29 protein-coding genes are annotated in these 25,165 nt (G+C 53.8%); 2 read left to right on the forward strand and 27 right to left on the reverse strand.

Going from position 1 to position 25,165, the window contains the following annotated elements; translation table 11 throughout:
* Window positions 1-170: 170 nt before the first annotated feature.
* Window positions 171-2,261, reverse strand: a complete 2,091-nt coding sequence (locus tag AC5S16_RS09130; RefSeq protein ID WP_493929745.1) for a S9 family peptidase — start codon at window positions 2,259-2,261, stop codon at window positions 171-173.
* A 183-nt stretch (window positions 2,262-2,444) separates the two neighbouring features.
* On the opposite strand from AC5S16_RS09130, the gene AC5S16_RS09135 reads away from it, so the two are divergent.
* Both AC5S16_RS09135 and AC5S16_RS09140 read left to right on the forward strand, forming a co-directional pair.
* Entirely contained in the window at window positions 2,445-3,407 is a 963-nt protein-coding gene (locus AC5S16_RS09135; RefSeq protein WP_493929746.1) for a UDP-glucuronic acid decarboxylase family protein, read from the forward strand.
* A 113-nt stretch (window positions 3,408-3,520) separates the two neighbouring features.
* The gene (locus tag AC5S16_RS09140) at window positions 3,521-3,904 is read left to right on the forward strand and encodes a response regulator (protein WP_493929747.1); all 384 of its coding nucleotides are present in this window, start codon (window positions 3,521-3,523) and stop codon (window positions 3,902-3,904) included.
* A 437-nt stretch (window positions 3,905-4,341) separates the two neighbouring features.
* Here AC5S16_RS09140 and flgL read toward each other — a convergent pair whose 3' ends face one another.
* The 26 genes from flgL to AC5S16_RS09270 all read right to left on the reverse strand — a co-directional run bounded on the left by flgL (window position 4,342) and on the right by AC5S16_RS09270 (window position 25,094).
* Window positions 4,342-5,244, reverse strand: a complete 903-nt coding sequence (gene flgL / locus AC5S16_RS09145) for a flagellar hook-associated protein FlgL (protein WP_493929748.1) — start codon at window positions 5,242-5,244, stop codon at window positions 4,342-4,344.
* Window positions 5,245-5,255: 11 nt separating this feature from the next.
* A complete protein-coding gene (gene flgK, locus AC5S16_RS09150; RefSeq protein ID WP_493929749.1) occupies window positions 5,256-6,668 on the reverse strand; it encodes a flagellar hook-associated protein FlgK in 1,413 nt (470 codons plus the stop codon).
* 37 nt (window positions 6,669-6,705) lie between these two features.
* The gene (locus AC5S16_RS09155; RefSeq protein ID WP_493929750.1) at window positions 6,706-6,975 is read right to left on the reverse strand and encodes a hypothetical protein; all 270 of its coding nucleotides are present in this window, start codon (window positions 6,973-6,975) and stop codon (window positions 6,706-6,708) included.
* A 7-nt stretch (window positions 6,976-6,982) separates the two neighbouring features.
* Window positions 6,983-7,273 (reverse strand): flagellar biosynthesis anti-sigma factor FlgM, encoded by a 291-nt coding sequence (gene flgM, locus AC5S16_RS09160; RefSeq protein ID WP_493929751.1) that lies wholly within the window; start codon window positions 7,271-7,273, stop codon window positions 6,983-6,985.
* Between the two features lie 78 nt (window positions 7,274-7,351).
* On the reverse strand, window positions 7,352-7,672 hold the full coding sequence (locus tag AC5S16_RS09165) for a hypothetical protein (protein WP_493929752.1): 321 nt from the start codon (window positions 7,670-7,672) through the stop codon (window positions 7,352-7,354).
* On the reverse strand, window positions 7,669-8,796 hold the full coding sequence (locus AC5S16_RS09170; protein WP_493929753.1) for a flagellar basal body P-ring protein FlgI: 1,128 nt from the start codon (window positions 8,794-8,796) through the stop codon (window positions 7,669-7,671). Before AC5S16_RS09170 ends, AC5S16_RS09165 begins: the two co-directional genes overlap by 4 nt.
* A 13-nt stretch (window positions 8,797-8,809) precedes the next feature.
* Window positions 8,810-9,517, reverse strand: a complete 708-nt coding sequence (locus AC5S16_RS09175) for a flagellar basal body L-ring protein FlgH (RefSeq protein WP_493929754.1) — start codon at window positions 9,515-9,517, stop codon at window positions 8,810-8,812.
* Window positions 9,514-9,972, reverse strand: a complete 459-nt coding sequence (locus tag AC5S16_RS09180; protein WP_493929755.1) for a flagella basal body P-ring formation protein FlgA — start codon at window positions 9,970-9,972, stop codon at window positions 9,514-9,516. The genes AC5S16_RS09175 and AC5S16_RS09180 overlap by 4 nt, the downstream gene beginning before the upstream one ends.
* Window positions 9,973-9,977: 5 nt before the next feature.
* Window positions 9,978-10,766 carry a flagellar basal-body rod protein FlgG gene (flgG, locus tag AC5S16_RS09185; protein WP_493929756.1) on the reverse strand — a complete coding sequence of 263 codons (789 nt, stop codon included), beginning with the start codon at window positions 10,764-10,766 and terminating at the stop codon, window positions 9,978-9,980.
* Window positions 10,767-10,804: 38 nt separating this feature from the next.
* Window positions 10,805-11,536 (reverse strand): flagellar hook-basal body protein, encoded by a 732-nt coding sequence (locus AC5S16_RS09190; RefSeq protein ID WP_493929757.1) that lies wholly within the window; start codon window positions 11,534-11,536, stop codon window positions 10,805-10,807.
* A 70-nt stretch (window positions 11,537-11,606) separates the two neighbouring features.
* Window positions 11,607-12,092, reverse strand: a complete 486-nt coding sequence (locus tag AC5S16_RS09195; protein ID WP_493929758.1) for a chemotaxis protein CheX — start codon at window positions 12,090-12,092, stop codon at window positions 11,607-11,609.
* A 26-nt stretch (window positions 12,093-12,118) separates the two neighbouring features.
* Window positions 12,119-12,502 (reverse strand): response regulator, encoded by a 384-nt coding sequence (locus AC5S16_RS09200; protein WP_493929759.1) that lies wholly within the window; start codon window positions 12,500-12,502, stop codon window positions 12,119-12,121.
* Between the two features lie 56 nt (window positions 12,503-12,558).
* A complete protein-coding gene (locus tag AC5S16_RS09205) occupies window positions 12,559-13,251 on the reverse strand; it encodes a cyclic di-GMP-binding domain-containing protein, MshE-related (RefSeq protein ID WP_493929760.1) in 693 nt (230 codons plus the stop codon).
* A 203-nt stretch (window positions 13,252-13,454) separates the two neighbouring features.
* Window positions 13,455-14,207 carry a FliM/FliN family flagellar motor switch protein gene (locus AC5S16_RS09210; protein WP_493929761.1) on the reverse strand — a complete coding sequence of 251 codons (753 nt, stop codon included), beginning with the start codon at window positions 14,205-14,207 and terminating at the stop codon, window positions 13,455-13,457.
* 9 nt (window positions 14,208-14,216) lie between these two features.
* Entirely contained in the window at window positions 14,217-15,215 is a 999-nt protein-coding gene (locus tag AC5S16_RS09215; RefSeq protein ID WP_493929762.1) for a flagellar motor switch protein FliM, read from the reverse strand.
* Complete coding sequence (locus AC5S16_RS09220; protein WP_493929763.1) at window positions 15,215-16,057, reverse strand: FliA/WhiG family RNA polymerase sigma factor; 843 nt, start codon at window positions 16,055-16,057, stop codon at window positions 15,215-15,217. Before AC5S16_RS09220 ends, AC5S16_RS09215 begins: the two co-directional genes overlap by 1 nt.
* 79 nt (window positions 16,058-16,136) lie before the next feature.
* Entirely contained in the window at window positions 16,137-18,254 is a 2,118-nt protein-coding gene (gene flhA, locus AC5S16_RS09225) for a flagellar biosynthesis protein FlhA (protein ID WP_493929764.1), read from the reverse strand.
* Window positions 18,251-19,372, reverse strand: a complete 1,122-nt coding sequence (locus AC5S16_RS09230; protein WP_493929765.1) for an EscU/YscU/HrcU family type III secretion system export apparatus switch protein — start codon at window positions 19,370-19,372, stop codon at window positions 18,251-18,253. Before AC5S16_RS09230 ends, flhA begins: the two co-directional genes overlap by 4 nt.
* Window positions 19,369-20,163 (reverse strand): flagellar biosynthetic protein FliR, encoded by a 795-nt coding sequence (locus AC5S16_RS09235; protein WP_493929766.1) that lies wholly within the window; start codon window positions 20,161-20,163, stop codon window positions 19,369-19,371. The genes AC5S16_RS09230 and AC5S16_RS09235 overlap by 4 nt, the downstream gene beginning before the upstream one ends.
* 3 nt (window positions 20,164-20,166) lie before the next feature.
* Entirely contained in the window at window positions 20,167-20,436 is a 270-nt protein-coding gene (locus AC5S16_RS09240) for a flagellar biosynthetic protein FliQ (protein ID WP_493929767.1), read from the reverse strand.
* A complete protein-coding gene (gene fliP, locus AC5S16_RS09245) occupies window positions 20,436-21,137 on the reverse strand; it encodes a flagellar type III secretion system pore protein FliP (RefSeq protein ID WP_493929768.1) in 702 nt (233 codons plus the stop codon). Before fliP ends, AC5S16_RS09240 begins: the two co-directional genes overlap by 1 nt.
* Window positions 21,134-21,394, reverse strand: a complete 261-nt coding sequence (locus tag AC5S16_RS09250) for a flagellar biosynthetic protein FliO (RefSeq protein ID WP_493929769.1) — start codon at window positions 21,392-21,394, stop codon at window positions 21,134-21,136. Before AC5S16_RS09250 ends, fliP begins: the two co-directional genes overlap by 4 nt.
* Window positions 21,395-21,418: 24 nt before the next feature.
* Window positions 21,419-21,565 carry a hypothetical protein gene (locus tag AC5S16_RS09255; RefSeq protein WP_493929770.1) on the reverse strand — a complete coding sequence of 49 codons (147 nt, stop codon included), beginning with the start codon at window positions 21,563-21,565 and terminating at the stop codon, window positions 21,419-21,421.
* A gap of 292 nt (window positions 21,566-21,857) precedes the next feature.
* Window positions 21,858-23,159, reverse strand: coding sequence for a flagellar hook protein FlgE (locus AC5S16_RS09260; protein ID WP_493929771.1), 1,302 nt, complete (start codon window positions 23,157-23,159; stop codon window positions 21,858-21,860).
* Between the two features lie 12 nt (window positions 23,160-23,171).
* Window positions 23,172-23,621 (reverse strand): flagellar hook capping FlgD N-terminal domain-containing protein, encoded by a 450-nt coding sequence (locus AC5S16_RS09265; RefSeq protein ID WP_493929772.1) that lies wholly within the window; start codon window positions 23,619-23,621, stop codon window positions 23,172-23,174.
* 30 nt (window positions 23,622-23,651) lie between these two features.
* Window positions 23,652-25,094: a hypothetical protein gene (locus tag AC5S16_RS09270; RefSeq protein ID WP_493929773.1), complete on the reverse strand. Its 1,443-nt coding sequence runs from the start codon at window positions 25,092-25,094 to the stop codon at window positions 23,652-23,654.
* Between the last annotated feature and the right edge of the window lie 71 nt (window positions 25,095-25,165).

The following is a 25,165-nucleotide window of genomic DNA, read 5'->3' on the forward strand; positions in this document are numbered from 1 at the left end:
AAGTTTGAGTGCGTAATTGATTGAAAGTAAACGATCCGTGTAAACCGGACAGAAAAAGCAAAAAACTTAACTCACTGAAAACAAACGATCTCCGTAATGAACTATCTCCCGTAAATCAATGAAAATAAACAATCCCCGTACAAAACATAGGGGGTGGGGTCCCCACTAGCTTATTTCAGGTGCTTCCCAAAGAACTCAGCACTGGCGTTATAGGCAGCCACCCAATCTCGGTGCAACAAAAAGTCATGAATCTCATCCGGAAAGACCAGCTCCTCTATCTCCACTTTCTGCTTTCGTAGAGCTTCCGCTAATTGCACGGTCTGCGAGAACTGTACGTTGCGGTCATCGTCCCCCTGAATCAGCAGCACCGGGGAACGCCACGTGTTCACCGACGATAGCGGAGACGAATTCCAGGCCACCCGCGCCGCTTCCGGGTCAGCCGAAGGATCGTACGCTGGCAGCCAGTTGCCCAGTTCCAGGTTCCAGTCATGGACCCCATGCATGTCCACCCCGGCAGCAAAGAGATTCGAAGCGCGCGCCAGGGCAAGGGCCGTCAGGTACCCTCCGTAGCTGCCGCCCCACACCCCAATGCGGGCAGGATCTACATCAGAACGCGAGCGCAGGTATAGCCCGGCCCCCAGAACATCGTTGAATTCGCTCGCTCCCGTCGCACCATAATTCAATGCTTCGCGAAACTCCTCGCCATACCCGATGCCGCTGCGATAATTCACTGACAGCACGACGTACCCCAGGCTGGCCAGGTACTGGTTCATCGCATAAGCATTCGAGTAGTACTGCATGTAATGCCAGCCCAGCAGCATCTGGCGCCGCGATCCGCCATGAAAGAAAATCGCCGCTGGATGTCGATGCCCGTCACCGGCATTCTTCGGCAAAAACAGCTGCCCATGAATCCGCAGGCCATCAGCAGCTGACAGAATCACCTGCTGAGGAACAACAAAGCTGCTCGCTGGAAATGATGCCGGCACCGCCTGCGGAGCAAGGTCCTGCAATGCGCCGTTCGCTTCCACCGCAGCAGGACGAATCGGCACACGAACATCGGAGCGCAGGACAACGATGCTCTCACCTGACACGGCAGGAAAGGTTTCAATCCCATCACCATGGGTCAACTCAGCCACGTGGCCGGAAGCAGTATCGATCTTCCAGATATGCCTGCGGTCAATGTCATTCTGGTTCGATGAGTAAACAACTGACTTCCCATCTGGATTACTGGTGACGCTGTCCACTTCAAATTCACCAGGAGTCAGAAGCTTTGCTTCACCGCTATTTTCAGAAACGGAATAAAGATGCAGCCATCCATCGCGCTCCCAGGGAAAGATGATCGAATGACTGCTGCTCCAGATCAGCTGATGCTTGCTCTCCGTTTCATGAAAGACGCTGCCCATGCCTTCCTGCGCGCGCCATATTTCGTGTCCATGCCCGCTCTCGGCGTCAGCAACACGAATCGACCATGGAATATCGGTCCTCTTCGGCCCGAAAAGAGCAGCATGCTTGCTGAACGGAACGCGGACAAAGGCAATGCTCTTACTGTCCGGTGACCAGACAGGCTCTCCATCATGATCGGTTCCCGGATCGAGATACCGCAGCGTTTTCGTCTCCCGAACATACAGACCAATAAAACTGTGGTCCTCACGCCGGCTGACAAACGCCAGGAATTTTCCATCCGGCGACCACAAAAGCGACGAAGCGCCACCTCGCGTATGGAGCAATTGTTCCGGTTTCGCATTTGGGTCTTTCAGCGGAATTGCCCATATCTGCCCCTTCAACAGATACGCAACAAAATCACCATCAGGAGACACCGCCGGATCACTCCCATCCGCCAGCTTGTGCGGCTCACCACCGTGAGCGGAAACCATCCATATCTGCTGCTCAACACCAGCCGATATCCATGCTGGATTCGGTGCAGGCTTTCCCGGAAACTCGGAGTCGCCACCGCGCACATAAAGCACTGTCTCAGCATCCGGAGTCCAGGCAAGCCCGCTAATCTCCTGCCCGTCATCATCGGAATACTTAGTGAGCTGATTCGCAGTGTAACTTTTGCCACTGCCGTCCTTGATGGCAACCCACACGTTGCGCCGCCCCTGCTGGTCACTGATCCAGACAAATCGGCTCTTCGCAGGAGCTGCTGTCAGAAGTGAATTGAACGGAGCACTCAGTGCCTGCTCAATGGTGAAGGTCTGTGCTGAAAGGGGAGAAGAAAGAAGGCATGAACCAAGCAAAAGCAGTTTAGGTGCGGAAATCATCAGGAGTCTCCGGGAAAAGGCTCATAACACTACTGCTGGGAATAGCCGGAGTATACATGCAACCCCAAAGTTTCCCCCTGCTATCCTAGAGACCTAGTCCCGCATGAATTCTAGGGCTAGTTTGTTCAACCGCTTAAGGCGGCGTCTAAACTCATTCCTTTTTCGAGAGACAAACCATTGACTATGCGAGTTCTCGTTACCGGTGCAGCAGGATTTCTCGGCTCTCATCTTACAGACGCTCTTCTTGGCGAAGGCCATTCAGTCATCGGAATCGACAATCTTTGCACAGGTACGCTCGAAAACTTGAAGCAGCACCGGAATGAACCACGCTTCGAGTTTCGCAAGCACGACATTTGTACATCCTTTGACTTTGGCAAGGTGGACTACATTTTCAACTTCGCTTCGCCGGCCAGTCCACAGGATTACAGCCGTCTAGGAATAGAAACCCTGGAAGTCGGCTCCTACGGAACCCGCAACGCGCTTGAAATCGCACATAAATATCAGGCCAAGTTCCTGCACGCATCCACTTCAGAGTGCTACGGCGACCCTACGGTCCATCCGCAAACCGAAGAGTATTGGGGCAACGTAAACCCTATCGGACCACGCTCTGTTTATGACGAAGGCAAGCGCTTTTCTGAAGCCCTCATCATGGCTTACCACCGCTACCGCAAAGTGGATATCCGGCTCGCCCGCATCTTTAATACATATGGCCCTCGCCTTCAAGCCAATGATGGCCGTGTAATCTCTAACTTTATGGTTCAGGCCCTGCAGGGCCAGGATCTGACAGTTTATGGTGATGGAGGTCAGACACGCAGCTTCTGCTATGTGTCTGATGAAATAGACGGATTCCTGCGTCTCTCTCGTTCCGATGTAAACCTGCCCGTTAATATTGGAAACCCGAATGAATGGACGATTCTCGATTGCGCCAAGGCAGTACTGCGCGTAACCGGCTCGAAGAGCAAGATCGTCTATGAACCTCTCCCAGAGGATGATCCTACGCAGCGCAAACCGGACATTACCCGGGCAAAACAATTTCTGGACTGGGAACCGAAAATTGATCTCGAAACAGGCCTCAAACTCAGCCTGGATTATTTTCGCTCCACACTCGCGGCTAAAGGAGTTGACTCTGTATTGGCGAGCATGTAATTTGGCTGGTATTAGCACTCACTCGAAGAAATAAAAGCACCCAAATACAACTGCTGTCAGAAAAGTGGCATCAGTTTTTATCAGTTGGAATTATTTTCCCCAGTTATGCAGATATGCCCCTAACAATACTTCTGGTTGATGATGATGCAGTGCAAGCTATGACCAGAAAAGCCATACTTGCAAGCGCCGGTCATAATGTACTGATTGCCAAGGACGCCCAGGAAGCACTCTACATCCTGGACGATCTTGAATTTGCGCATCGTGTAGGGTTGGTCATCACTGACCATTTGATGCCTCAGATGAATGGGCCACAGCTTGTAGCAGAGCTTCGCCGGCGATTCCCTGCTTTACCCATTCTGGTTCTTAGCGGACTCCCTGAAGGGGAAACCGAATACCAGAATCTGAATGTTTTCTACCGCCTGAAACCGATCCCTCCCAGTGAATTGATTGAGCTGGCGCAATCGATGACCAGCGCACGGCTCGGCCGGACAGCTTAACTCCGGCGGGCCCTCCTCTTCCCTTTTTAATCTGAACAGTTCTGTTAGTTTCTCCTGCTTGTCAAGACACAAAAAATCTATAACTAAAATAGACATATTTTGTGACCCGAAGCATAAGCAGCGTGTCTAAATTTGCGCTATTATTACGCTTCGATGTTATTTTTTATCGGGATTTCGGGGACTTAAAGCAACTCATGAACAAGGCGAAACGCCGTTGCCCTAACTGCGAACACGTCGAAATGGTCCGAGTTCAACGCCGCGGTTTCATGCAGGAGCATGTTTATCCAAGACTCGGCCTGTATCCGTGGGAGTGCCCGTTCTGCCGCGAGGTCTTCCTTTTGAAGAGCCGTGGGCGGAGCTATCGGCGAAGCCGTCCTGGCTCCGAAAACAGCTAATCATTATGAGGAATCATTACTTTCTGCTTCAGCCTTTTCCCATTACAACAGACTAAAGAGGTTTCCATTGTTCTTTTCGAGCAGATTGATGACTTGCGTCAATGCGGTCTGCTGGGTTTCAGCCATGCTGAGCTGGGTGGAAATCTGGGCCACATCGGCCTGCATCAAGCTGGTCTGTGCGGCAGTGATCTGTGTGCTCTCAGTCTGTGAGTGGCTTTGCCCAGCCTCAAGCTGCGTGATCGAGTTGTCAATGTTTACCCGCTGCTGACCTACATAGTTCAACGCTGAGCTCAAAGCTGTCGTGTCAGAGACAGCGCTTGCTGAAGCGGTGCCTGAGGAAAAATCAGAAATAAGACTGTTCAACGTCTGAATGACGTTATAGGTTCCATCAGCGAAAATATCACTGCCCGGAACATTGGCCTGGATCTTCTGCCCACCGGATGTCATGACATATGAGACGACAGAATCTCCGTTATATGTAACGGTATTCGGTGTTGCCGATGTATCCAATGCGAAAGGTGCGGTCGTGCCTGCACTTCCGGAGAAAATATACTCGCCCATGTAGGTTGTATTCGCAAGCGAAACAATCTCATCGCGTATGCCAGAGAGTTGCGTCCCGATCGACTGTAAGTCGCTCGCATTCAATGTTCCATTGTTAGCCTGCGTCGCCAGCGAAAGTGCCTGAGTCAGTTGCGTAACCACGCTGCCGAGAGTGGAGTCGGCCACCTGCAGTCTGCCAACAACAGAGTTCTGTGTCTGCGAAAAGCTGACATCTAGATTTAGCTGCGACGAGAGCAGAACATTTTGACCGGCCGCCACCGGATCATCGCTCAGGGAATTGACGCGTACTCCGCTTGAAAGCTCGGTAGTAAGCTGCTGTTGCATCGCCGAAGTCTGATCGAGAGCAGTAACAGCGCTGTTGAGATAAAAAGGATCGAATCGCATGGTGTTTCCTCTTAGGCAACCGTGGTTTCAACGCCAAGGTTTATAGCAGACGCCATAACGGTATCGAGGATAGTGAAGACCTTCGATGCCGCTTGATATGCCTGTTGCAGGCTTTCAAGAGCTGCTGCCTGGTCGTTCAGATTTACTGCGGACAGCGAATCGCGTTGCGATGTCAGCTGCGTCAGTGAGGCTTGTTGCGCCGTGTTATTTGTCGAAACCTGAGAGACCAGGCTGCCAAGTGCGGAGACGAAGCTCGAATAATAACTTGAAGGCGTGTCTCCGCCCACGACGGGTTGGTTTTGCAATTGCAACATGCTCACAAGGTTCGTATCATCCGACGATCCATTACCTGTAGCTGCCGCAGCTATCTGCGACGGGGCCGTAAGGGCCACTGAGATCGAACTCGCAGCTCCAGGAGCGGTTGAAGGTAGATTAAAGATAGCTGTGCCTGGATTGCCGTTGCTGTCTGAACCCGCTTCATTTGCTGTATTCAACTCAGATCCCAGATCAAATGCTAGGGTATCGAGACTGCTCAGCATCTGCGGAATATCCTGGTCGCGCACCGTCAGCACACCGCCCAGTTGACCACCAGCACCGGCAAGACTCGACGTGATGTTGTTGCCTTGATAGTCCAAAATCTGTGTCGTGCCGCCAGAGAGCGAGGTGCCTAGCGAAAATGCCTCTCCCTTCACGACCAGCGGGGCGCCGCTCGACGTCGTGATCGTCAGGCCATTGTCTTCAGTTGTGATCTCGTGGACACCAATCAGTTGCGAAAGCTGTTGGATATCGTATTGTCTCTGGTCTTCGAGCTGTCCGGCATCACTATTCGGAGACTGCTCTGAGATTTGCTGATTCAATTGCGCGATGGCTGTCGTGAGTGCGTTCACCTGATTCACAATCGTCGACGTCTGCTGATCGAGTGAGCCCTGTTCGCTCGACAGTTGGGAAGAAGCAGAGTTGAATGATGCTGCTAGAGTACTCGCAGCGCTTAATACTGATTGACGCAAAGAAGTGTTTGCTGGATCGGCCTGTAAGGATGAAAGCGCACTAAAGAAATTCGAAATGCTTTGCCCGATATCCAGCGAAGAAGCAGAAGAGCTCGTAGAAGTGGCCGAGCTGAAGATGCTCTGTATCTGATCTAAAGCCGTATACCTGGCGCTGCTGTCCTGCTGCAGCTGTGTCTGTTGCTGGATGCGTTGTTCAAGCACCAGATCGCGCTGCGACTGCGGCCCGGTCATAGTTACGCCTTGTCCGTAGCCAGTACCATTGATGGTTACCGTATCGTTTTCCTCCCACTGCGGCACCTGATTGGTGTAACCGGGAGTATTAGCGTTCGAAGTGTTGTTTGCAATGATGTTGAGTGCCGCTTGATCTGCGTCAAGTGCACCGGTTGCAATGCTGAATGCTGAATTCAGTGTCGCCATATCAATTGCCTTCTATCTGTATTCGCTCTCGACTTCTTTATGAATCACCGCGATGACGGCCATAACGGAATTCGCTTCTCTTGCTGTGAAGCACACGCAAATTTGCGCTCGTTTGCTCCAGTAATCTTTCAAAAACTGCCTTCTGAGTAAGCGCCCGGCTGAACTCTTCTTGCGAAGCAGGCATAGCAAGCCGTTCGCAATCAGACAACACTTCAACTGTGGATGCTGCATCCGCTCTGGCCAATGCCTTGATCGCTCGATCCAGCAGAGACAGGATGGGCACCGGAGAAAAACCGATCTGAGACATGGATGCTCTACTTATTCAACATCTGCTCGATGAGCTTATTGGCAACGTCTCCGGGGCTCACGTTATATGTTCCATTCGCCAGTGCCTGCTGGACAGCTGCTACCTTGTCCATGCGCACATCGGATGTCTGCATTGCTTCGTTCGCAAGACTTGCCGCTGAACTGAGTTCTGTACGATCTTGTATCCCGACTGCAGCAGAATTGGCCGAAGCCGCCTGCCGTTGCACCGGAGAAACTCTCGCGGTTTCTGTTACCCCCAGGACCTCCGGCAGATTGTGCAGACCGTCGTTGACGTTCATCTCTTGCTCCTCATTGCCATTATCGGCAAGTCAGGATGAAACTTTAGTAACAATTGCCTGGCAATTCTCTGCGATTTCTCATGAACGCGAACCCATATTTTCAGATTCGATTGCCTCTTGGAAATGGCTGAGAATTTGTCGAGCAATACCGAAACCTCCATGCTCTGAAATCCCTTTAGCCATGGCTTCCGCACCAAAGCTCATCAACGTATCAGCGCTGCCCAAAGAATCGCCATCCCCCTCGCCGCCCTCATCGGAAAATAAACTATCCTGCTGCAATGGCTTAAGAAATTCCTTCATCAAGCTAGCTTCAAATTCATGTGCTGCTGATTCAAGCTTCGGGTTCGGTTTAACAGGTGTACTGTTTTCAGACAACGGCGGCAATGCCACGGAATTCATAAGACCTCCAATTCGGCTTCCAGCGACCCGGCTTCCTTCATCGCCTGAAGAATGGAAATAATATCGCGGGCTGAAGCCCCGATCTGCTGGAGATTCTGCACCAGATCATCCACAGTAGCCCCCTGCTTCAATTCGATTCGGTTTACCGGTTGGTCCTGCGCCTGAATGGTCGTCTGGGGAACAACCTGCGTCGTTCCTTGGGAAAACGGAGCGGGCTGCGAGACCCGATACTCCGTCACTACATTGACCGACAGACCACCGTGCAGAATGGAGACGGGTTGCAGATGCACATCTCCACCAATGACCACAGTTCCAGTGCGCTCATTCACCACGACTTTGGCCCGCGGATAGGTCTCTACTTCGACCGACTCAACCTGCGCCAGCAAGGCGGGAACATCTTCCGAAGGCTGAATAGCCAGCGCAATACGCCTGCTGTCGACTGCATGAGCCAAGTGGCGCCCCATTTCTTTATCGATGGCTGCTGCCATCATCTCAGCGGTGCGAAAATCAGCATCGTTCAACAGCAGCGACAGTGAATGCATCCGCGAAAGATCAAGCGGCACGCCACGCTCTACCATCGCTCCATCCGGAACTCGCGCCGTGGTTGGGTGATTGTACTGCCGCAGGTTGCCATTGACGCCGATGGCATATCCGCCGAGGGTCAGTGGCCCCTGAGCTTCAGCGTAGATCTGCCCGTCCGGTCCATAAAGCGCAGTCAGCAATAAAAGACCGCCTTCGAGACTGCGCGCATCGCCTGCGGAAGAGACCGTAATGTCGATCTTGTTCCCGGGCCGCGCGAAAGCAGGCAGTGTAGCGGAAACAAAGACTGCAGCCATATTTTGTGTGCGCATCTGAGAATACTGCGGTGACTGCTGCAGATTTATCCCCATGCGCTGGAGTGTCGAGACCAGCGTCTGTAATGGAAAAACCGTCTGCTGGCTGTCACCCGTGCCGCGAAGTCCAACTACAATGCCATAGCCGACAAGCTGGTTGTCGCGCACGCCTTCAACTGTAGCCACATCTTTCACCCGCGTTAGCTTGATGCGCGGAGCAGCTGCAAGCGTTTTTGCAGCAAAGAACAGCAGAGCGACGACAAGCAGACGTCGAGTTATAGAATCACGCATAGGATTGCAATCCCTAAAAAACCAAAAGCTTTTGCAGAAAACGGACGACCGCATTGGGCCGATAGGTGTAATCATTGATGATGCCCTTGCCGACAACTTCAAGCTCAAGGCTTGTGATCGCGGTAGACAGCACCTGGTTCTGAGTGTTTATGTCCTCTGGACGTACCAGACCTCGCAGCTTGATCACCTGTGTCTGCTGGTTGAATGTCGCCTGCCGTACCGCCTGAATCACGAGCATCCCGTTAGGCAGCATATCGACTACTTCCCCGCCAAGCGTAGTGTTCAGGCTCGAATCAGTCACACTCTGCCCCTGCGCATTCAGCCCCGAAGATGAAGTCTGATTTAACAGGTTATTGAGCGCATTTCCGCCGCTGAACTTGCCAAGCAGCGAAGAAACCTGCGAACTGGCATTCGACGCACGGGAATTCTTCACCGTACCGTCTGTGGAGGCAGTCAGGCTTTCTGAAACGACAATAGCAATGGGATCGTGCACATGCGATGCCTTCACATCGGCAGAAAGCCGCGTCAGACTGCCGTCGGGAGTCCATATGGCGCCAGGCGAGCGCTCCTCTGCTGCACTCTCTGCACGAACGCGCTCAATATAGGAATTCAGTGCAATATCTGGTGGTGTGGGTTTGGGTTGTTTCTCAGGCTTGGCGCTTGCAGCCAGGCACACTGCACCTGATAGAAGACAGAGAATTGCCGTGCAGATTTGCCTCATTGCGAGTTCCACCTGACTGGCCCGATCAGTTCCACCAGAGTCGCTCCCTTGATCCTTCCTTCGATCACTGCTCCTGAAGCATTACCGACACGTACACGTATCTCATCGCCCAATCGTCCGGGCTCCAACGCTGTTCCCGTCAGCTGCATTCTGGATTCGCCGGTATCTTTCCAGAGGATGACTTTCGCGCCTGCGGCAACCAGTAGTCGAACCTGTACTGCTGTAGCAGCCCGAATGGTCACTTGCTCAAAAGGTGGTGTTGTTTCTTTAGCGATCCATGGCCGGCCGGGATGTGCGCAGTCGGCAATGACAGCCCACCGGCGATGCAATACGCCATCGCTGATGTAATGATCGACAGCACTTCCAGTCATGTGGCCGTCGCACGCCGCACTCGAAGAGGACGCCGCCCCCAGCCATAGCACCGCCAGTGAAAATGGAACCAGAACTCGTCTCATCGCTGTTACCGCGCCATATTGTTTACCTGGCTGTACATATCGTCGGCAGCGCGAATGACCTTGGAATTGCTTTCGTATGCGCGCTGTGCGAGCACCATCTGGACGAACTCGGTGACAACATCGACGTTCGAGTTTTCAAGATAGCCCTGCTGTAGAGTTCCCAGGCCCTGCGTACCTCCCGGAGTATCAAGCACGGCTTGACCGGAGGAAAGTGTCGCCGTAAACAGATTCGAACCAATGCTGTTCAGCCCTTCGGGATTGGCGAAAGTGGCAAGTTGAATCTGGCCGAGCTGCGTCGGATTCTGCTGACCCGGCAAAGTTGCATTCACTACGCCATACTGCGTGATCGTGATTGAGGTTGCGTTTGGCGGAATGGTAATGCTGGGAATCAGCGGGTCACCGTCGATAGTGACTATCTGACCCTGATTATTCAAATGGAAACTTCCAGCGCGCGTGTAAGCAATCGTGCCGTCAGGACGCGATACCTGAAAGAAGCCGTTTCCTTGGATGGCAAGATCCAAGGAATTGCCCGTATTGTTCAGGTCGCCTTGCGTCATGATGATTTCAGTTGCCGCCGACTTTGTGCCAAGACCAACCTGAAGACCAGCAGAGACAGTCTGCTGGCTCTGCGCCGCGCCGGGAGTCACCAGGTTCTGATAGATCATGTCCTGAAACTGCAGCTGACGCTGGCGAAATCCTGATGTCGAAGAGTTCGCCAGATTGTTGGCAATAGTGTCGAGATTGAGTTGCTGCGCGCTCATGCCGCTGGCTGCCGTATACAAAGCTCGGATCATGCTTGTCTGTTCTCCTCTGCTCTAAGACCTGCTGTGCTTCAGATCTTGGGAAGATCTTCGCTGGCAGTCTTGTCGAAATTTCCATAAAAATTTGAGAGTGTCTTCTGCATCATCTCGGCCTGTCGCTGCACGAGAATGAGATTCACGGTTCCCTGAATCACATCCTGGTTCGAAGACTCAAGTGCGCCTTGATGGATCGCTGCCGATGTAGCCGCCGGTTTCGTACCTGCAGTCGTGGTATAGCGGTTTGTACCCTCAGGGATGAGTGCGGATGCGGGAATATCGAAGACCCCCACTTTGCCTACGACTGCATTTCCCACCGAAATGACGCCATCAACGCCGACAACTACATCTCCTGTGGGAACCTGAATGGGCTTGTTCTGCGCATTGAGCACGGGCTCGCCCGCTGCTGTCACAAGGGTGCCGTCAAGTGCGCGGCGAAAGGATCCATCGCGCGTGTAACGCATGCCCTGTTTGGTTTGAATCTCGAAAAAGCCGGAGCCTTCAATAGCAAGATCGAGCGGATTGCCTGTGTGCGTCAGAGCTCCCTGACCGAGATAGAGCTGATTGCCGCCGAGCACACCATAGTTGTTGACAATCTGGTTGACCTGCGAACGCAAAGCATCTGGGCCAACAATGGCATTGCGGAAGTATTCGCGCTGAGCGCGGAAGCCGTTGGTATTCGCATTAGCCAGATTGCTGGCTGCCGCATCGAGCGCTTCCGTGCGCGCAAGCAATCCGGAAAAAGCTGCGTAATAACCGCTGTCCACCTGCTAGCTCCTTTCGCTGATAGAGTGTGCAAAAGGAGAGCCAAATGGAATGAGTAAAGATTAGAAAAATCTATTGAATGGATTCGCAGATGATGCTGATGCTAATGCCATGCTGCTCAAAGCTGTAGTTGCGGTCCATACGGAACTCGGGCTGCTGCATATGCAGCTGGTAGTGCGTGCCGGTGACCACAGCAGGAGTAGAAAGCATACACCCCGAGGCAAGCACAGAGTGTTTGCCCTTCCATGCTCCAGCCACCATGTTGCATACTTCACCAATCGCGTCCTTTACCATCGCATCAAGCTCTGTAGGACGTATTCCCACCATGCACTCTGCCATCCGTAGCGCAGACTTGAGATCGCAGCGTAATGTGCAGGCCCCGCTCAGGACCCCGGCCAGGCCTATAACGGCCGTGATGGTTTCTCTTTCTTCAAGAACACATTCCTCAGTCGGCGCGCAGGGCACGCCCATCATCAGACGAAAGACTTCATCGACTGCACTATCCAGATTCTGCGCATATGCACTTTCCTGAACCAGATCCCGAACCTGCGTTGCCATTCTCTTCTCCAGAAATGAATCAAATTTCATGCAAGATCAAGCAGCGGCAGCACGCGATCCTTTACCTGCTCAGGAGTAAAGGGCTTGCGGATGTATCCCTGTGCGCCAGCGACAATCGCTGCCTTCACATGTTCTTCGCTGCCCTCAGTCGTAATCATGACTACGGGGACCTCAGGTGCCAGTTCCTGCGCGCGCAGCTGCCGCAGAAATTCGAGACCATCCATCATGGGCATATTGATGTCGGAAAGAATGAGGTGGACACGTTCGCTCTTCAGAACATCAAGGGCCTCCACGCCACTTGAGGCCTCGTGCACCTTGCTCAAGGACAATCCGGCCTGGCGCAAGGCCCGCTCGACAATCTTCCGCATCACCGAAGAATCATCGACAATAAGGGCAGCTATTTCACTCATGAACACTCCTCGTTCACCAACCCTTATCGGCAGATTTTTACACTCCTACAGAAGGTTTATCCAGTTGTGGAAAAGGAGCAGACCATATCTTCAACCTTATCGGCGGACGGAAGCGGCTTGTCCAACTCGCCCTCAACATCTGTGCCGCGCCACAGCCGGAGCCAGAAATAGTTGTGTACTCTCACCATCCGTGCTTCCTTCGGCTTACACTCTTCGATCATCGCTGTCATTGCCAGCACTGCGCCACGTAGACTTGTGGCTTCGAGTAGCCGCACCTTTGGAAACGATGTGTGAAGAAGTTCCCGATGTGCACGGCGAAATTCCGAATCATGTATGAGGCCAGCCTGGACCTTCAAGCCAGAGATCCGCTCCAGTGCATAGGTAATGCAAGGATCGATTCTGTCTTCGAAAGCTACATAAAGAAAGTGTCGTCCTGCAAGACGCAGAGGTAAAGCGCTGTAACTGTCTGCCAGCAATCGTGGCAGAACAGAAGCCATTCGAGTGGCATCAAACCGCTCTACAGAAAATACCGGACAATTCCATTGTGCACTGAGCGCATGCACCACACGTTCTTCAGCAACCGCCTTCTGCTCCACCAACCAGCCACCCAGACGTCCCGAACCTGCCTTCTTCTGTGCATCGAGAGCGCAGCGCAACTGCTCCTGTGTAATGTGCCCTTGCGAAAGCAACATCAATCCCAGCGGAATGCGATGCTGATAAGACCCCGGCCCATCGTTTCTATCACGCATTTCGCGCTGCACGGCAGCCCCAACTAACTGCCTCAGACAGTCGCGGCAGCATGCCCATTTGCCTTCGAATATGGGGAACCGGCGGCTACGCCACAAACGCATCCACCCGTTCTTGCAATGAGAATTCCCGCATTCAGGGAAAAAGGCGCCCGAGTCACCAGCAAAACATGAAACTGGCGATGCGTTTTCCGCGTCATCTTTTTTCAGAACAGGCATCGTATACTCTCCAGTGATTTCCGAGGTTCTGCAACTTCGGTCACCCGGAGGCCAAAGCTTCCATTCACCAAGACAACTTCTCCGCGGGCGACAATTTTATCCCCGACAAGCAGATCTACCGGATCAGTCACGTGCCGTTCGAGCTGCACCACATCGCCAGGACCCAGTTCCAGCACTTCACTCAACGGCATCTCCCGTGAACCGAAGCGCAGCGAGGCATCCAGTTCCACATCGAGCAATAGATCAATACCTCTGATCGGAGAAGATGGCTCTGTCTGCGGCTTCATCTTTGCCACCGGCGCAGCAAAGGTTTGGTCGCCAAATGCAATACGGACTGCTGTCTCGCCAAAGCGTATCTCATAAAATGCAAGGCCCTTTCCTTCCGGGCGAGGCGCTCCCTGCACTGATGAAACAGATACCGCAGCACCGGCTTCTCTGCCCGCTGATTTCGCTGCTCGCTCAGCAGCTTGGCGAATCATGCCATGCCAGAGCTCAGTGTCGCGGCTACGGTCGGGCTCATCCGCTGTAACATGCGCTGCTATCAGCAGGCGGCTCAGTCCATCCGCGTCAATCACTATCCAGAAAGAACCGCGCAGCGCTCCCCTCACCTCCACCTGGCAGGAAAGGACTTCCGCAACTTCCCGCATCGGTTCCGCAACTACGAGCTTCACCATCCCGGACAGTTCCTGGCTGAACGCCATCGGCGCTTCCAGCAGCCATGCATCAAGAAATGTCTTCACTCCCCCTCCTCAAAAACTTTGGGCCGGTTGTGCGGCGACTGCTGCGACGCCGGTCAGGTGCGCAGCACGTTGCTCTTCATGATTCACAGGATGCGCCTGAAAGAGCGGCACCCCGGCAATACGCAATTCCGCCAGATGAGAAGCTGTCAGTGGAAGCTTCAGAATCTTGCCCACCTGAAGTGATTCGAGTTCCCGGCCTGCCAGACGCACAGGTGGCAATTGCAACGCTGCGCCAACTTTGATTAATCCAACCCGTTCCTGCATGCGCTGTCGGGTTTCAGGAGAATGGCGATGTTGACGGCTCCAGTCGCCAACCAGACGTCGCAACACTGTATTCGAGACAACCGCAGGAAAAGCCAGATTCAACAAACCGCTGGCGCCAGGCATCTGGATTTCGAAACTGAGACACAGAGTCTTTTCTGAAACAGGCACAATGCGCGCAATCTGCGTGTGTAATTGGCGGCGCTCAAAGATAAAACTCAAGCCCACAGGCTGCCATGCCGTGCTTAGTTCGCGGCAGATAACCTCAGCGACACTGGTGAGAATCGATTCCTCAATGTCAGTCAGCTCGCGCATGCGATCTGGCTTGCCCTCCCCGCCGAGCAACAGATCAATCATGGGAGGCGCTAGGGCAAGATCAAGCTGCAGAACAGAGAGAGCACGCAGCGGCTCGAGCCGCACAGAACCGACATACGCCAGATCCGGAATGCGCAGCATGAACTCATTGAAGGGCATCTGTTCGGCCGAAACAAGGTTGACGCGGAAACGGCTCCGCAGCCAAACCCCGAGGTTATGCGTAAGATTGCGCGCAAAGATGTCATTCAGAAGACTGATGGCGCGCATCTGTTCATTGCTGATCTGTCCAGCGCGCGAGAAACTGTACGCCTGAACGGTTGAGCGGGTCTCCTGCACAGCAGCCTTCGAACGGGCCCGGGCCGCCTGGAACAATGCATCAATTTCATCCTGCTTGAGGCTTCTTTCTACCTTGGGCATTCCTTCGTTGTCCATTACTTCTCCAGGTTTCTCCGTTCGCGATTCTTGTTAGTGAGCGTGGATCCTGAGGCAAGATCAGCCAGCATACTGCGCAACCTCAGTACAGCTGATGCATGGATCTGCGAAACACGCGACTCTACGACGCCAAGCGTCAGGCCAATCTCTTTCATGGTCATCTCTTCGTAGTAGTAGAGCGTCATCACCAGCCGTTCGCGCTCAGGCAGATTTCCGATGGCCCCAGCAAGCCGCTCCCTGAGCTCACCTTCAAGGCAACGGAACAACGGATCATCCTCCTGCCGATTGGGCACATAGGCCAGCTCCTCTTCTCCAGAATCCTCAGAGCGCTCAAGATGGAGTGTGCCAATTTCAAGCCCTTTCAGTTCCCCTAGCAATTGCTGATAGTCGCCCAGCTCCATGCCCATTTCGGCAGCAATCTCGTTCTCAGAGGGCGAGCGCCCCATCCGCGAGGTCAACGCGCGGATGGCCTGCTCCACCGCCCGCCCTTTGCGACGCAGGTCGCGAGGGCTCCAGTCAAGAGTGCGCAGACTATCCAAAATTGCGCCGCGTATACGGAACTGCGCATAGCTGCGAAACTGTACCTTCTTGGCTGGATCAAATTTTTGAAAAGCATCCATCAGGCCCAGCACTCCCGCGCTGACCAGCTCTTCCATCTCCACATGCTGCGGTAGCCGCTCATGGATGCGCCGCGCAATATAACGCACGATGGGCAGATGCTCGACCATCATCTGCTCCTGCTCTGGGGTGAATCTGACATTCTCGCCCGCGCCGGCTTGCGAGCCTTTCTGTTCCCGAGCTTTTACCTGTTTGTTTTTCACGGAGCCTCGAAGCGTCAACATCACTCCCCTCTGCCTGATCTCCTCGTCCGTCAATGGCCGCTCTGCCATACTTTCCAGATTCCACATACTCATGATCCGTTCACCGTACTATCCCTATCGACCGCACACGCACTTCAGGAGGAATCTCCGCCATGGAAAACACTGCAACCCTCGGAAGAATCGGCTCCAGCCAGCGGCGCAGATGGTAGCGCGCCGGACTCGAACAGAGAAGCACGGGAGTAGCCAGAGAAGACTGCTGAGCTATTAGCTGCTTCACAGAATCGACCAGGCGCTTGAACCATGCCACGCCTTGCGGCCGCCCGTCAGAGAGCTGAAGTGCTCCCGCATCCGAGAGGAAGGCGGCGATCATCTCTTCCTCGATCGCGGGATCCACCTGGAACACGCGCAGTGTCCCATCGTCTTCAAGCAGTGGCTGAATAAGGCGCCGCCCCATCGATTGACGCACTGCTTCCACCAGATGAGGCAAACTTTTATTGACTGGCGCGGTCTCGATCAGAACTTCAAGGATTGAGCCTAAGTTGCGGACGGATACCTGCTCCCGCAGCAACTGCTGCAGAACCTTCTGTACTTCGCCCAGCGTAAGCACCTTGGGCACAAGCTCATCAACTAATTTGGGATGCGACTCATTGAGGGCATCTAGCAGACGCTTCGTTTCCGCGCGGCCCAGCAACTCATGCGCATGCTGACGGATCATCTCAGCCAGATGTGTACTGATCACCGTCATCGCATCGACAACGGAATAACCGGCAGCTAGTGCCTGGCTCTCAAGCGCAGGGGCAATCCAGCGCGCCGCTGCCTGAAAGGCTGGCTCCACCGTATCCTTTCCAGGTAGTGGATGTGTGTTTTGGCTGGAGTGCACTGCCAGCAGAGCATTGCCTTCCGTCTGCCACCGGCCAATTTCCATTCCACGCAGATAGAAAACATACTCGCGCGGGCGCAGGCGCAAATTGTCAGAAATATGAATGGGCGGGACAACAAAACCCAGCTCTGACGCCAGATTCTTGCGCAAAGCACGCACTCGTGCCAGCATCTGGCCGCCCTGTTTCTCATCCACCAACGGAATCAACTGGAAACCAATCTCAAGACTCAGCTCGTCCACTTTCAGCAGGGATGCGATATTTTCTGTCTGAACCTTTTCTGCCTGCTTTTTCTCAGGCTCTTCCATGGCTTCACGGACCTGCTTTTTTGAAATCTGCCAACCGAGATACCCGAGCCCAAGAGCAGGAAACAGAAAGGCAAGTTTCGGCAGACCAGGCACAAGGCAGAGAGCGCCAAGCACGCTGCTTGCGATATAGAGTGTTGTACCCCGACGCAGCAGTTGCGTTCCCAGCTCTGTAGTCAGCCCCGAAGCTGTATTCGCTCGCGTCAACACCATGCCGCCAGCTACCGATACCAGCAGAGAAGGAATCAGCGTCACCAGCCCATCGCCTACGGTCAGCACCGTGTATGTGCGTGCTGCTTCCGACAGAGCTACGCCCTGCTGCAGGACTCCGATGAGTAAGCCGGCAACGATATTGATGGCCGTAATTAGAATCGTCGCCAGCGCATCACGCTGATTGAAGCGTGCAGCGCCATCCATCGCGCCATAGAACTCTGCCTCCTGCGCAATTGCCTGTCGCCTTTTTCTCGCTGCGGCCTCATCAATCAGGCCCGCATTCAGATCCGCATCGATCGCCATCTGTTTACCCGGTAGGGCGTCAAGAGTGAACCGAGCAGTCACCTCAGCCGTACGTACGGCACCGTGGCTGATTACAAGAAACTGAATGGCGATGAGGGCAAGGAAAAGAACAAAGCCCACTACGTAATTTCCGCCAACAACAAACTGGCCAAAAGCTTCAATCACACTGCCTGCAGCCGCGGTCCCTTCACTTCCATGCAGCAGAATGCGCCGGCTTGACGCAATATTCAGAGAAAGCCGGAAGAGTGTCAGCAGAAGCAGCAGGCTGGGAAAAACCGAGAAATCCACCGCGCGGCGTAGCTGCACCGCCGATAGAAAAACCAGCACTGATGCCGAAAAAGAACAGGCCAGCAGCAGGTCGAGCACAATCGACGGCACAGGCACCAGCATCACAAAAAGAACGCTGATGGCAGCGACAGGAAGCCAGAGATCTTTTCCGATTCCAAGCAGTCGGCTGGCCCAATTCTGCGATTGAATCGTCTTTACTGCCGAGGGAGCAACAATGGTCGTACTCATCATGGTTCTCCTGCTTTGGTGTTTTGCGCCAGTGCAGTCCGGCGCCGCTCTTCCTCACGCTGGCGACGGACCTTCTCTTCAACCTGTTTGCGATAGAGGTAAGCGAGAATCGCAGCAACCGCTGCATACAGATTCATGGGGATTGCCTGTCCTTCTTCGACCGAACGATAGAGCGAGCGGGCCAGTGGCGGATTTTCAATGATAGGAATGCCTGCCCAACGGGCCTCTGACTTGATCTGCTCAGCAAGCAGGTTGCGCCCTTTTGCCAGAACTTTTGGTGGATCCATCGTTTCAAAATCGAAGCTTAAGGCGACGGCATAGTGTGTCGGGTTTGTAATCACAACGCTCGCTCGCTGTACATCGGCCTTCAATTTGCGCCGCCGCATTTGCCGTTGCAGGCCGCGGATGCGGCTGCGCACCTGCGGGCTTCCTTCGCTCTCCTTCATCTCCTCGCGGACTTCCTGCTTGCTCATCCGCAGGCGGTCTTCCCAGCTTCTCCACTGAACCAGATAATCGATCGCCGACCATCCGAAGAGAATCCAGGCTGTATCAGACAGCAACGCATAAGCCGAAGCAAACATCTGCGGCAGATGCTCAACGCTCATGAACGGGAGCAACGTCTGATCTTTGATCTTGCGAAGAGCAATCAGCACAAGCGCTGCTACCGGCAGCATTGATTTCAACAACCGCGTGCCCCCTTGCAGAGAAAACATCTGCTTTATGCTGGCCGCCGGATTCAGGCGCGAAAACTTCGGCTGCAGAGATTGAAAGTGGAATTGCACCCCACCACCCTGCGCCAGTGCTGACAATAAGGCCGCTGAGGCTACTGCCCCGCATAAAAGAAGCAGAGGCGAAAGCGATACAACAATAACGTGGCGCAAAGTAAGGGCCTGCTGCATGACCGTTTCATCATTCCAGGACGAAGGTAGGCTTGCGGCAAGCATCGCTGTCATCACGCCCGACCACATGGAAGCCCAATGAGGCGCGATATAACCAAGAACCAGCACACCGGCCAGAGTAGCGCATGCGGCTGTCAGCTCGCGACTGCGGACGCGGTCTCCCTGTTCCTGGGCCTTCTGCCTGCGCCGCGGCGTTGCCCGTTCCGTGCGCTCTCCGCTCATCCGCGCCCCACCCCCTGGCGCATCATGTTCTCAGCCACATCAAGTAGACGTATGAAATGGCTCTCGATAAAGCGGGGCCATAGCGCTAGAGAGCCAAGCAGAAGAATGTATCCCGTGATGGTCTTGGCCGGAACCGTAATCGCCATCACTGGAAGCTGTGGAGACATCTTCCCAACCAAGGCGACTGCAATTTCCACCAGCATGGTCGCAGCCAGAACAGGCGCGGCCAGCTGCAATGCAGCAAAGAAAGCTCCCCCCATCATGGAGACAAATGCCAGAGTGTGTTCCCTACTTACAAATACATCGCCCAGAGGAGCACTTGTGTAGCTGCGCATCAGCGCAGCCAGAATCGTACGATCAAAGCCTCCGGCAATTAATACCGTTACGCCCATCATGGAGAACATCTGCGCCAGCAGAGGCGTTTCGACCTGTGAGTTTGGATCCAGCAGATTCGCCAGTGAAAAGCTGAACTGCACGCCCAGCACCTGACCGGCAAAGAGCAAAATCTCATTCATCAGCGTAAGCGAAAAACCAAAGATGAGACCTGCGCTCAATTCCCCTAGAACCGGCATGACTCCGAGTTCGGCATGCGCCATCGGCAACGCCGCAACAGCAGGCGCGATCAGCGCAGAGACAGCAAAAACAAAGACTGCCTTTACCTGTCTCGGAATGGCCAGCGAAGAAAAGAACGGAGCTGCCGCCACCATTCCGCTGAGACGAACCATGGCCAGCACCAGTGCCGAGAGAAAATGACTCCAGTCAAGGTTGCCGCGCGTGAGAATCTCATTCATGTGTCAGCCGATATACCGGTGAAGATCGCCATAGAGCGTCACAGTAAAAAAAACCAGCCGGCGCAGGAACCAGGGCAATCCGACCAGCAGTACCATGGCGACGATCACGATGCGCGGTACCGTGGATAGCGTCTGGTCCTGCAACGAGGTCAATGTCTGGAAGAGGCTCAACAGAAAACTGGTCACGCTTGCCAGCACCAGCACCGGAGCGCTGACAATCAATGCCTCGCGCAGCAAATGCCGCATCATCTCAGCTACCTGGTCCGGTCCCATCAAAAGCTCCTTAGCAGAGAACCTGCCAGCAGGTTCCATCCATCCACCATGACAAACAGTAGAATCTTCAATGGCGTCGAGACAACAACAGGCGGCAGTTGAAACATTCCGATAGAAGTCGTGATAGAAGCCACGACCATGTCAACGAGAAGAAACGGCAGAAACAACACCGCGCCGATGACAAAACCGGCTTTCAATTCCGACAGCATATAGGCCGGCACCACTACCCGCAGCGGCAGATCAGCAGGCGTTTTCGGACGGGCAACAAGAGCTGCTGAACTGAACAGTCCCAGGTCCTTCTCACGCGCATACTTCAGCATGAATTGCTTTGGCGGCCCGGCACCACGCTCAATAGCCTCCATGCCGGAGATCTGCCCCTGACGAAACGGTTCGACTGCCTGCTGATCTACCGCAGTCAGGACTGGCTGCATCAGAAACCAGGTCATCATCAGCCCAAGCCCCATCAGCACCTGATTGCTTGGCGCAGTCTGCGTTCCCAATGCCTGGCGCAGAAAATGAAAGACCACCAGCAGACGCACCATCGGCGTCATGGAAAGCAGAATCGCAGGAAGCAGCGTGATCAGCGTCAGGGCAAAAACAATGGTCCAGGGCACGCCGTTATTGTTCACCAGATGCTGCTCAGTCCCGGGCAGAGGAAGCAGCTTCGGCGCTTTTGTGAAAAGGAGGAGAGCCGCACTCATATTGCTTCCACCCTCTGCTCATCGACAGAACCGATTTCGGTAATTGACACGATTGTGTCTGAGCTCGTGGCCGCGAGGAACTTCCTGCCGCTGCAGGCCACCAGGAACAACGTCTTCCTCGGGCCAAGTGACAACCTTTCCTCGATGTATAAAACTCTGTTGGCACTATGAGTTCGTCTGCCGAAAGAATGCATGTAGGCCGATATCAAGTCCTTCAGTGAATGAAGCTTCTCAACGTGCTCCGCAAGTGGTTCCATGCTGTTCATCTCCGGAATCTTCTCTCACGCTAAGCGGGTAACACGCACAGCGAGTTTCTGATCAACCACTTCAAATTCAGACCAGACCAGTTGCGCAGCACCCGACCAGAGAGGCAGATCTTCCGTATGCTGCCAGATCGTTTCCACGATCTGATCTTTCTCAAGAGACAAAAGGTTCTGCACCCGGAAAGACGGTATTGGGACCCGAAGGTCAAGCTGAATGGGAAGTTTGGCTGCAAGGGCTGTCAGCGATATCTTTTGCGAGGAGGAGGAGGCTGCACTCTTCCCCTCTTCAATAAGAGTCACAACCGACGGGACTTCGCTTGCCTTGTCAGGGGATATCTGCGTTTCTGGCGTCATGCCCCAGAGAAGTGCAAGAGGGCGACCAGAATGGAACGAAGGAGATTAGAAGGTTCTAAGAAAGGCGACCGGACAGCCCCTGGGAACTGTCCGGCCCGTCAGATTAGTGAATCATGTTGATGGTGTCCTGGGTAACCGTATCGAAGGTTGTGATCGACTTAGCATTCGCCTCAAAAGCACGCTGCGCCACAATCAAGTTAGAGAACTCGGTCGAAACATCGACATTCGAGCCTTCCAGTGCATCATCCTCTATTGTGCCGCGCCCGCCAACTCCTGCAGTACCGACAGTAGCCTGACCCGATGCCAGAGTTGTCTGATAATTGCCATCTCCAAGCTTGGTTAGACCTTGTTCATTCGTGACGCTAGCGACCGCAAGCTGACCAATCGTCTGTGACTGACCATTGCTGAACGATGCCGAAATAATGCCGCTCGAATCGACGGAAAAGCCAGTATATTGGCCGGCTTCATAACCATTCTGTGTAATCCCGGCGATCGCTGAGCTGCCAATAGAACCCGCACTGGTGCTCGACGATGCCACCTGGTCGACCGTACTATTGCCGTTGTTGTAAAGGCTTAGAGTAAAGCTCAAGTTATTAGCACCGTCCGCAAGATCGCTGAATGTAATGGTTGGATTGGGATTGCCAGTCGGGCTGACAGCAGTGCCATTAATCGAAGCAAGGCTGCCATCCGGGTTAAACACCAGTGTGCCTGTCGCAGTGTTTGTACCGGCAGCGGCTCCTGCTGCAGTGACGTCGCTAGCCGGTATAGAAACAGTGTAGGTCCATGTATTTGCTGGCGTCGCTGATTTAGAAAAACTCACGGTTGCTAAATGACTCTCTCCCAGTGAATCGTAAACCGTTTGTTGCCCCTGTACAGGCGCACCTGCCGTGGCAGAGGGATCGAGATTCGCAGTCACTGACATCGAATTGGTTGCCTGGGGCTGCTCCACCTGTCCCACCGGGATTTGAATAGCGGCTAAAGGAGAGTTAGTGTTCACCACGCCATTGGTGGCAGAATATCCCATTACCTCTTGCCCCGCCTGAGTTAATAAGTGACCATCCGAGCTGAGAACAAAGTTGCCAGTACGCGTATATTCCTGCCCCGTGCCGCTCTGGACAACAAAGAAACCGTCGCCATTCAACGCTACATCCTGCGGATTACCCGTAGAAGGGGTCGCTGTCCCGGAAGAAAAATCCGTGCTGATGGCGCCGACTTTCGTGCCCGCTCCAACTTGCTCCGGATCGCCGGAACCGCTTGACCCCACCTCCTGATAGAACAAATCACTGAACTGCACATCCTGGCTCTTGTAAGCCACGGTATTCATGTTGGAAAGGTTGTTGGCTATGGTATTGAGCGCCGTGTTATCGGCCTCAAGACCTGAAAGTGGAATAAAAAACGATGGCATATCTCCTCCGCATTATTCGGAACTATGACTGGTGAAATTCGTTTTGGTTTTTGATGAAATATGAGACGCAAGCGCAGCGTTTGTATCTTGCGCCTTATGATCCGTGTGCTTCGACGCAAGAGCCGTAGCCAGCCGGCTAGCTGCTCCCAGGGCACTCCGGGAAACTACGTCACCGCTCCCCGAGTTTGAGTCCGAACCGGAACTCGGATCTAGGCTTCCAACCTCCTGGTTGATCTGGACCAGTTGCTCGAGACTGTTGACCTGCACCAGCTGATCAATATAAGCATTCGGATCAGTGCTGGCGGTCGGATCCTGGTTCTTCATCTCCGCCACCAGCAGAGTCAGAAAATCATTTGCGGTAATAGTGGTGTCGTCATTTGAACTGGACGATGAACTGCCTGAATCAGATGGAGTGTCGAGCGCGACAGCCCTCGGCAAAGTGGAATGTTGCAGTGCCTGCATTTTCTTTCCTTTCATACTGAATTCTTTCCCTCACGCCCGCACGCTGATGCGCGGCGCGCCTTCTACGTCAAGGTTCACTATTTCTTCATCGGAACTCAGGGCCTGCACATGTCCGTCGTGCAATACTTTTTGTTCCGGTCCAGATGCGTACTGCTGCGCGTTCTCTGAACCTGAGCGTGATTGCCCTCCACCCGCCTCCCCTCCCTGCATGGCCACGTTTACAGTGTGTACCGGAACATCGCGCTCAGCCATGTATTGCGCCAGTGCCGGCGTCTCCGCCACAAGCTTTGCATGTGTCTCCGGAGATGTGGCCGTTAGTGAAGCGTTCAAGTGCCCCGAAGAAAACTGTGTATGGATTTCTACCCAGCCAAGCGAAGGATCCCGCACGCCTACAGCGATCTCATGCGGATTTGCCCGGAGCAGCGTAGTCTGAGAATCTCCGGAATCCATCCGCTGAAACAGTCCCGTCGGCGATGGTGGAACACCCTCGCTCTTCGATACAGCGACGTCCCTATTTCCCAACATTCTCTGAGGCAGAGAAAAAGCCTGAGCATGCCCAGCAAGCCCGATATTTTCCATGCGCGTGGAGGCAATGCTGATAGGTTCAGTCGTGCTTTTTGGAGAATCCTTAGACTTCTGAGCCTGAATGCGCTGCTGTAACGACTGTAAGGGTGCAATTATCTGCGAGGTCCGAAGAGCGTTCGGTTCCCGCGCATCGGGTAATGAGACTCTTTCTATATGAGGAGGTTGTTCAGCAGGTGCCGTAACTATTTGAGGCACAATATCCTCGTTAATAACTGTACCTGGTTGTTTCGCGTCTATAGGCACAATTTCCTTCTCACCCTCGGGCACAGACCGTACATCACTCATTTCTGTATCAGGCTTTCCTTCCTTCTCCACTGCAGTTGCGCCTGGAACTGTAGCCTCTTGATGCGTCATCACCTGGGGCACCGGAATAGTCGATATCTGTGATCTATCTCTGCTCCATTCCTTCCTGGATACTGCGGGCGGGATGGGAGTCTGCATAACAACAGGAGCTGCAGTCAGCCCGATATTATTTATGTCATCCGCAGAAGCGTTTGGCTTTTTGACGATATTTTTCTCTCCAGCTTTTCCTGATTCTGTATCTTTTCCCGTTACCTCTCGACTAGACAGGTGCTTTCTATCCATAGCCGAAAGCGTGGGAGCCACAGGCGGCGCAGAAATCAACTCAACGGTTCCGGAAGCATCGGCATTCAAGCCTTTCAAATCTTCCTGCTTTTCCAGTGGCGCCTTATCTTTGCCCGCAACCTGATTGGCAATCTGCTCTGCCGCACCACTTAGGGGTTCCTGGGCGACAATCGCACTGAGTATGGACAACAGATCGTGGCTCTCGGGCTTAGGAAACACACTTCCCTTTACTCCGGCCACCTGTGCATTGCCATGAATCTGAGATATGTTCGCCTCATTTGGCACACCTGGAAAAATTCGCACGGCTCCTGTCTCCATTACTTCTTTTGCAAGTAATGGGCCAGAAGATGGATTAAATGGTTAGAAGAATCTCA

This window comes from Acidobacterium sp. FHG110202_01 (assembly GCF_059115305.1).

Coding starts and splice junctions, on each gene's coding strand:
- AC5S16_RS09165 (WP_493929752.1), bottom strand. CDS start 7,672: ATGAATTCCGTGGCATTGCCGCCGTTGTCTGAAAACAGTACACCTGTT.
- AC5S16_RS09230 (WP_493929765.1), bottom strand. CDS start 19,372: ATGAGCGGAGAGCGCACGGAACGGGCAACGCCGCGGCGCAGGCAGAAG.
- AC5S16_RS09180 (WP_493929755.1), bottom strand. CDS start 9,972: ATGAGACGAGTTCTGGTTCCATTTTCACTGGCGGTGCTATGGCTGGGG.
- AC5S16_RS09175 (WP_493929754.1), bottom strand. CDS start 9,517: ATGAGGCAAATCTGCACGGCAATTCTCTGTCTTCTATCAGGTGCAGTG.
- AC5S16_RS09135 (WP_493929746.1), top strand. CDS start 2,445: ATGCGAGTTCTCGTTACCGGTGCAGCAGGATTTCTCGGCTCTCATCTT.
- AC5S16_RS09200 (WP_493929759.1), bottom strand. CDS start 12,502: ATGAGTGAAATAGCTGCCCTTATTGTCGATGATTCTTCGGTGATGCGG.
- flgM (WP_493929751.1), bottom strand. CDS start 7,273: ATGAACGTCAACGACGGTCTGCACAATCTGCCGGAGGTCCTGGGGGTA.
- fliP (WP_493929768.1), bottom strand. CDS start 21,137: ATGAGTGCGGCTCTCCTCCTTTTCACAAAAGCGCCGAAGCTGCTTCCT.
- AC5S16_RS09195 (WP_493929758.1), bottom strand. CDS start 12,092: ATGGCAACGCAGGTTCGGGATCTGGTTCAGGAAAGTGCATATGCGCAG.
- AC5S16_RS09140 (WP_493929747.1), top strand. CDS start 3,521: ATGCCCCTAACAATACTTCTGGTTGATGATGATGCAGTGCAAGCTATG.
- AC5S16_RS09265 (WP_493929772.1), bottom strand. CDS start 23,621: ATGCAGGCACTGCAACATTCCACTTTGCCGAGGGCTGTCGCGCTCGAC.
- AC5S16_RS09260 (WP_493929771.1), bottom strand. CDS start 23,159: ATGCCATCGTTTTTTATTCCACTTTCAGGTCTTGAGGCCGATAACACG.
- flgG (WP_493929756.1), bottom strand. CDS start 10,766: ATGATCCGAGCTTTGTATACGGCAGCCAGCGGCATGAGCGCGCAGCAA.
- AC5S16_RS09170 (WP_493929753.1), bottom strand. CDS start 8,796: ATGCGTGATTCTATAACTCGACGTCTGCTTGTCGTCGCTCTGCTGTTC.
- AC5S16_RS09220 (WP_493929763.1), bottom strand. CDS start 16,057: ATGTTGACGCTTCGAGGCTCCGTGAAAAACAAACAGGTAAAAGCTCGG.
- AC5S16_RS09130 (WP_493929745.1), bottom strand. CDS start 2,261: ATGATTTCCGCACCTAAACTGCTTTTGCTTGGTTCATGCCTTCTTTCT.
- AC5S16_RS09235 (WP_493929766.1), bottom strand. CDS start 20,163: ATGAATGAGATTCTCACGCGCGGCAACCTTGACTGGAGTCATTTTCTC.
- AC5S16_RS09155 (WP_493929750.1), bottom strand. CDS start 6,975: ATGTCTCAGATCGGTTTTTCTCCGGTGCCCATCCTGTCTCTGCTGGAT.
- flgL (WP_493929748.1), bottom strand. CDS start 5,244: ATGCGATTCGATCCTTTTTATCTCAACAGCGCTGTTACTGCTCTCGAT.
- AC5S16_RS09215 (WP_493929762.1), bottom strand. CDS start 15,215: ATGGACAACGAAGGAATGCCCAAGGTAGAAAGAAGCCTCAAGCAGGAT.
- AC5S16_RS09240 (WP_493929767.1), bottom strand. CDS start 20,436: ATGGGACCGGACCAGGTAGCTGAGATGATGCGGCATTTGCTGCGCGAG.
- AC5S16_RS09250 (WP_493929769.1), bottom strand. CDS start 21,394: ATGGAACCACTTGCGGAGCACGTTGAGAAGCTTCATTCACTGAAGGAC.
- flhA (WP_493929764.1), bottom strand. CDS start 18,254: ATGATGAGTACGACCATTGTTGCTCCCTCGGCAGTAAAGACGATTCAA.
- flgK (WP_493929749.1), bottom strand. CDS start 6,668: ATGGCGACACTGAATTCAGCATTCAGCATTGCAACCGGTGCACTTGAC.
- AC5S16_RS09205 (WP_493929760.1), bottom strand. CDS start 13,251: ATGCGTGATAGAAACGATGGGCCGGGGTCTTATCAGCATCGCATTCCG.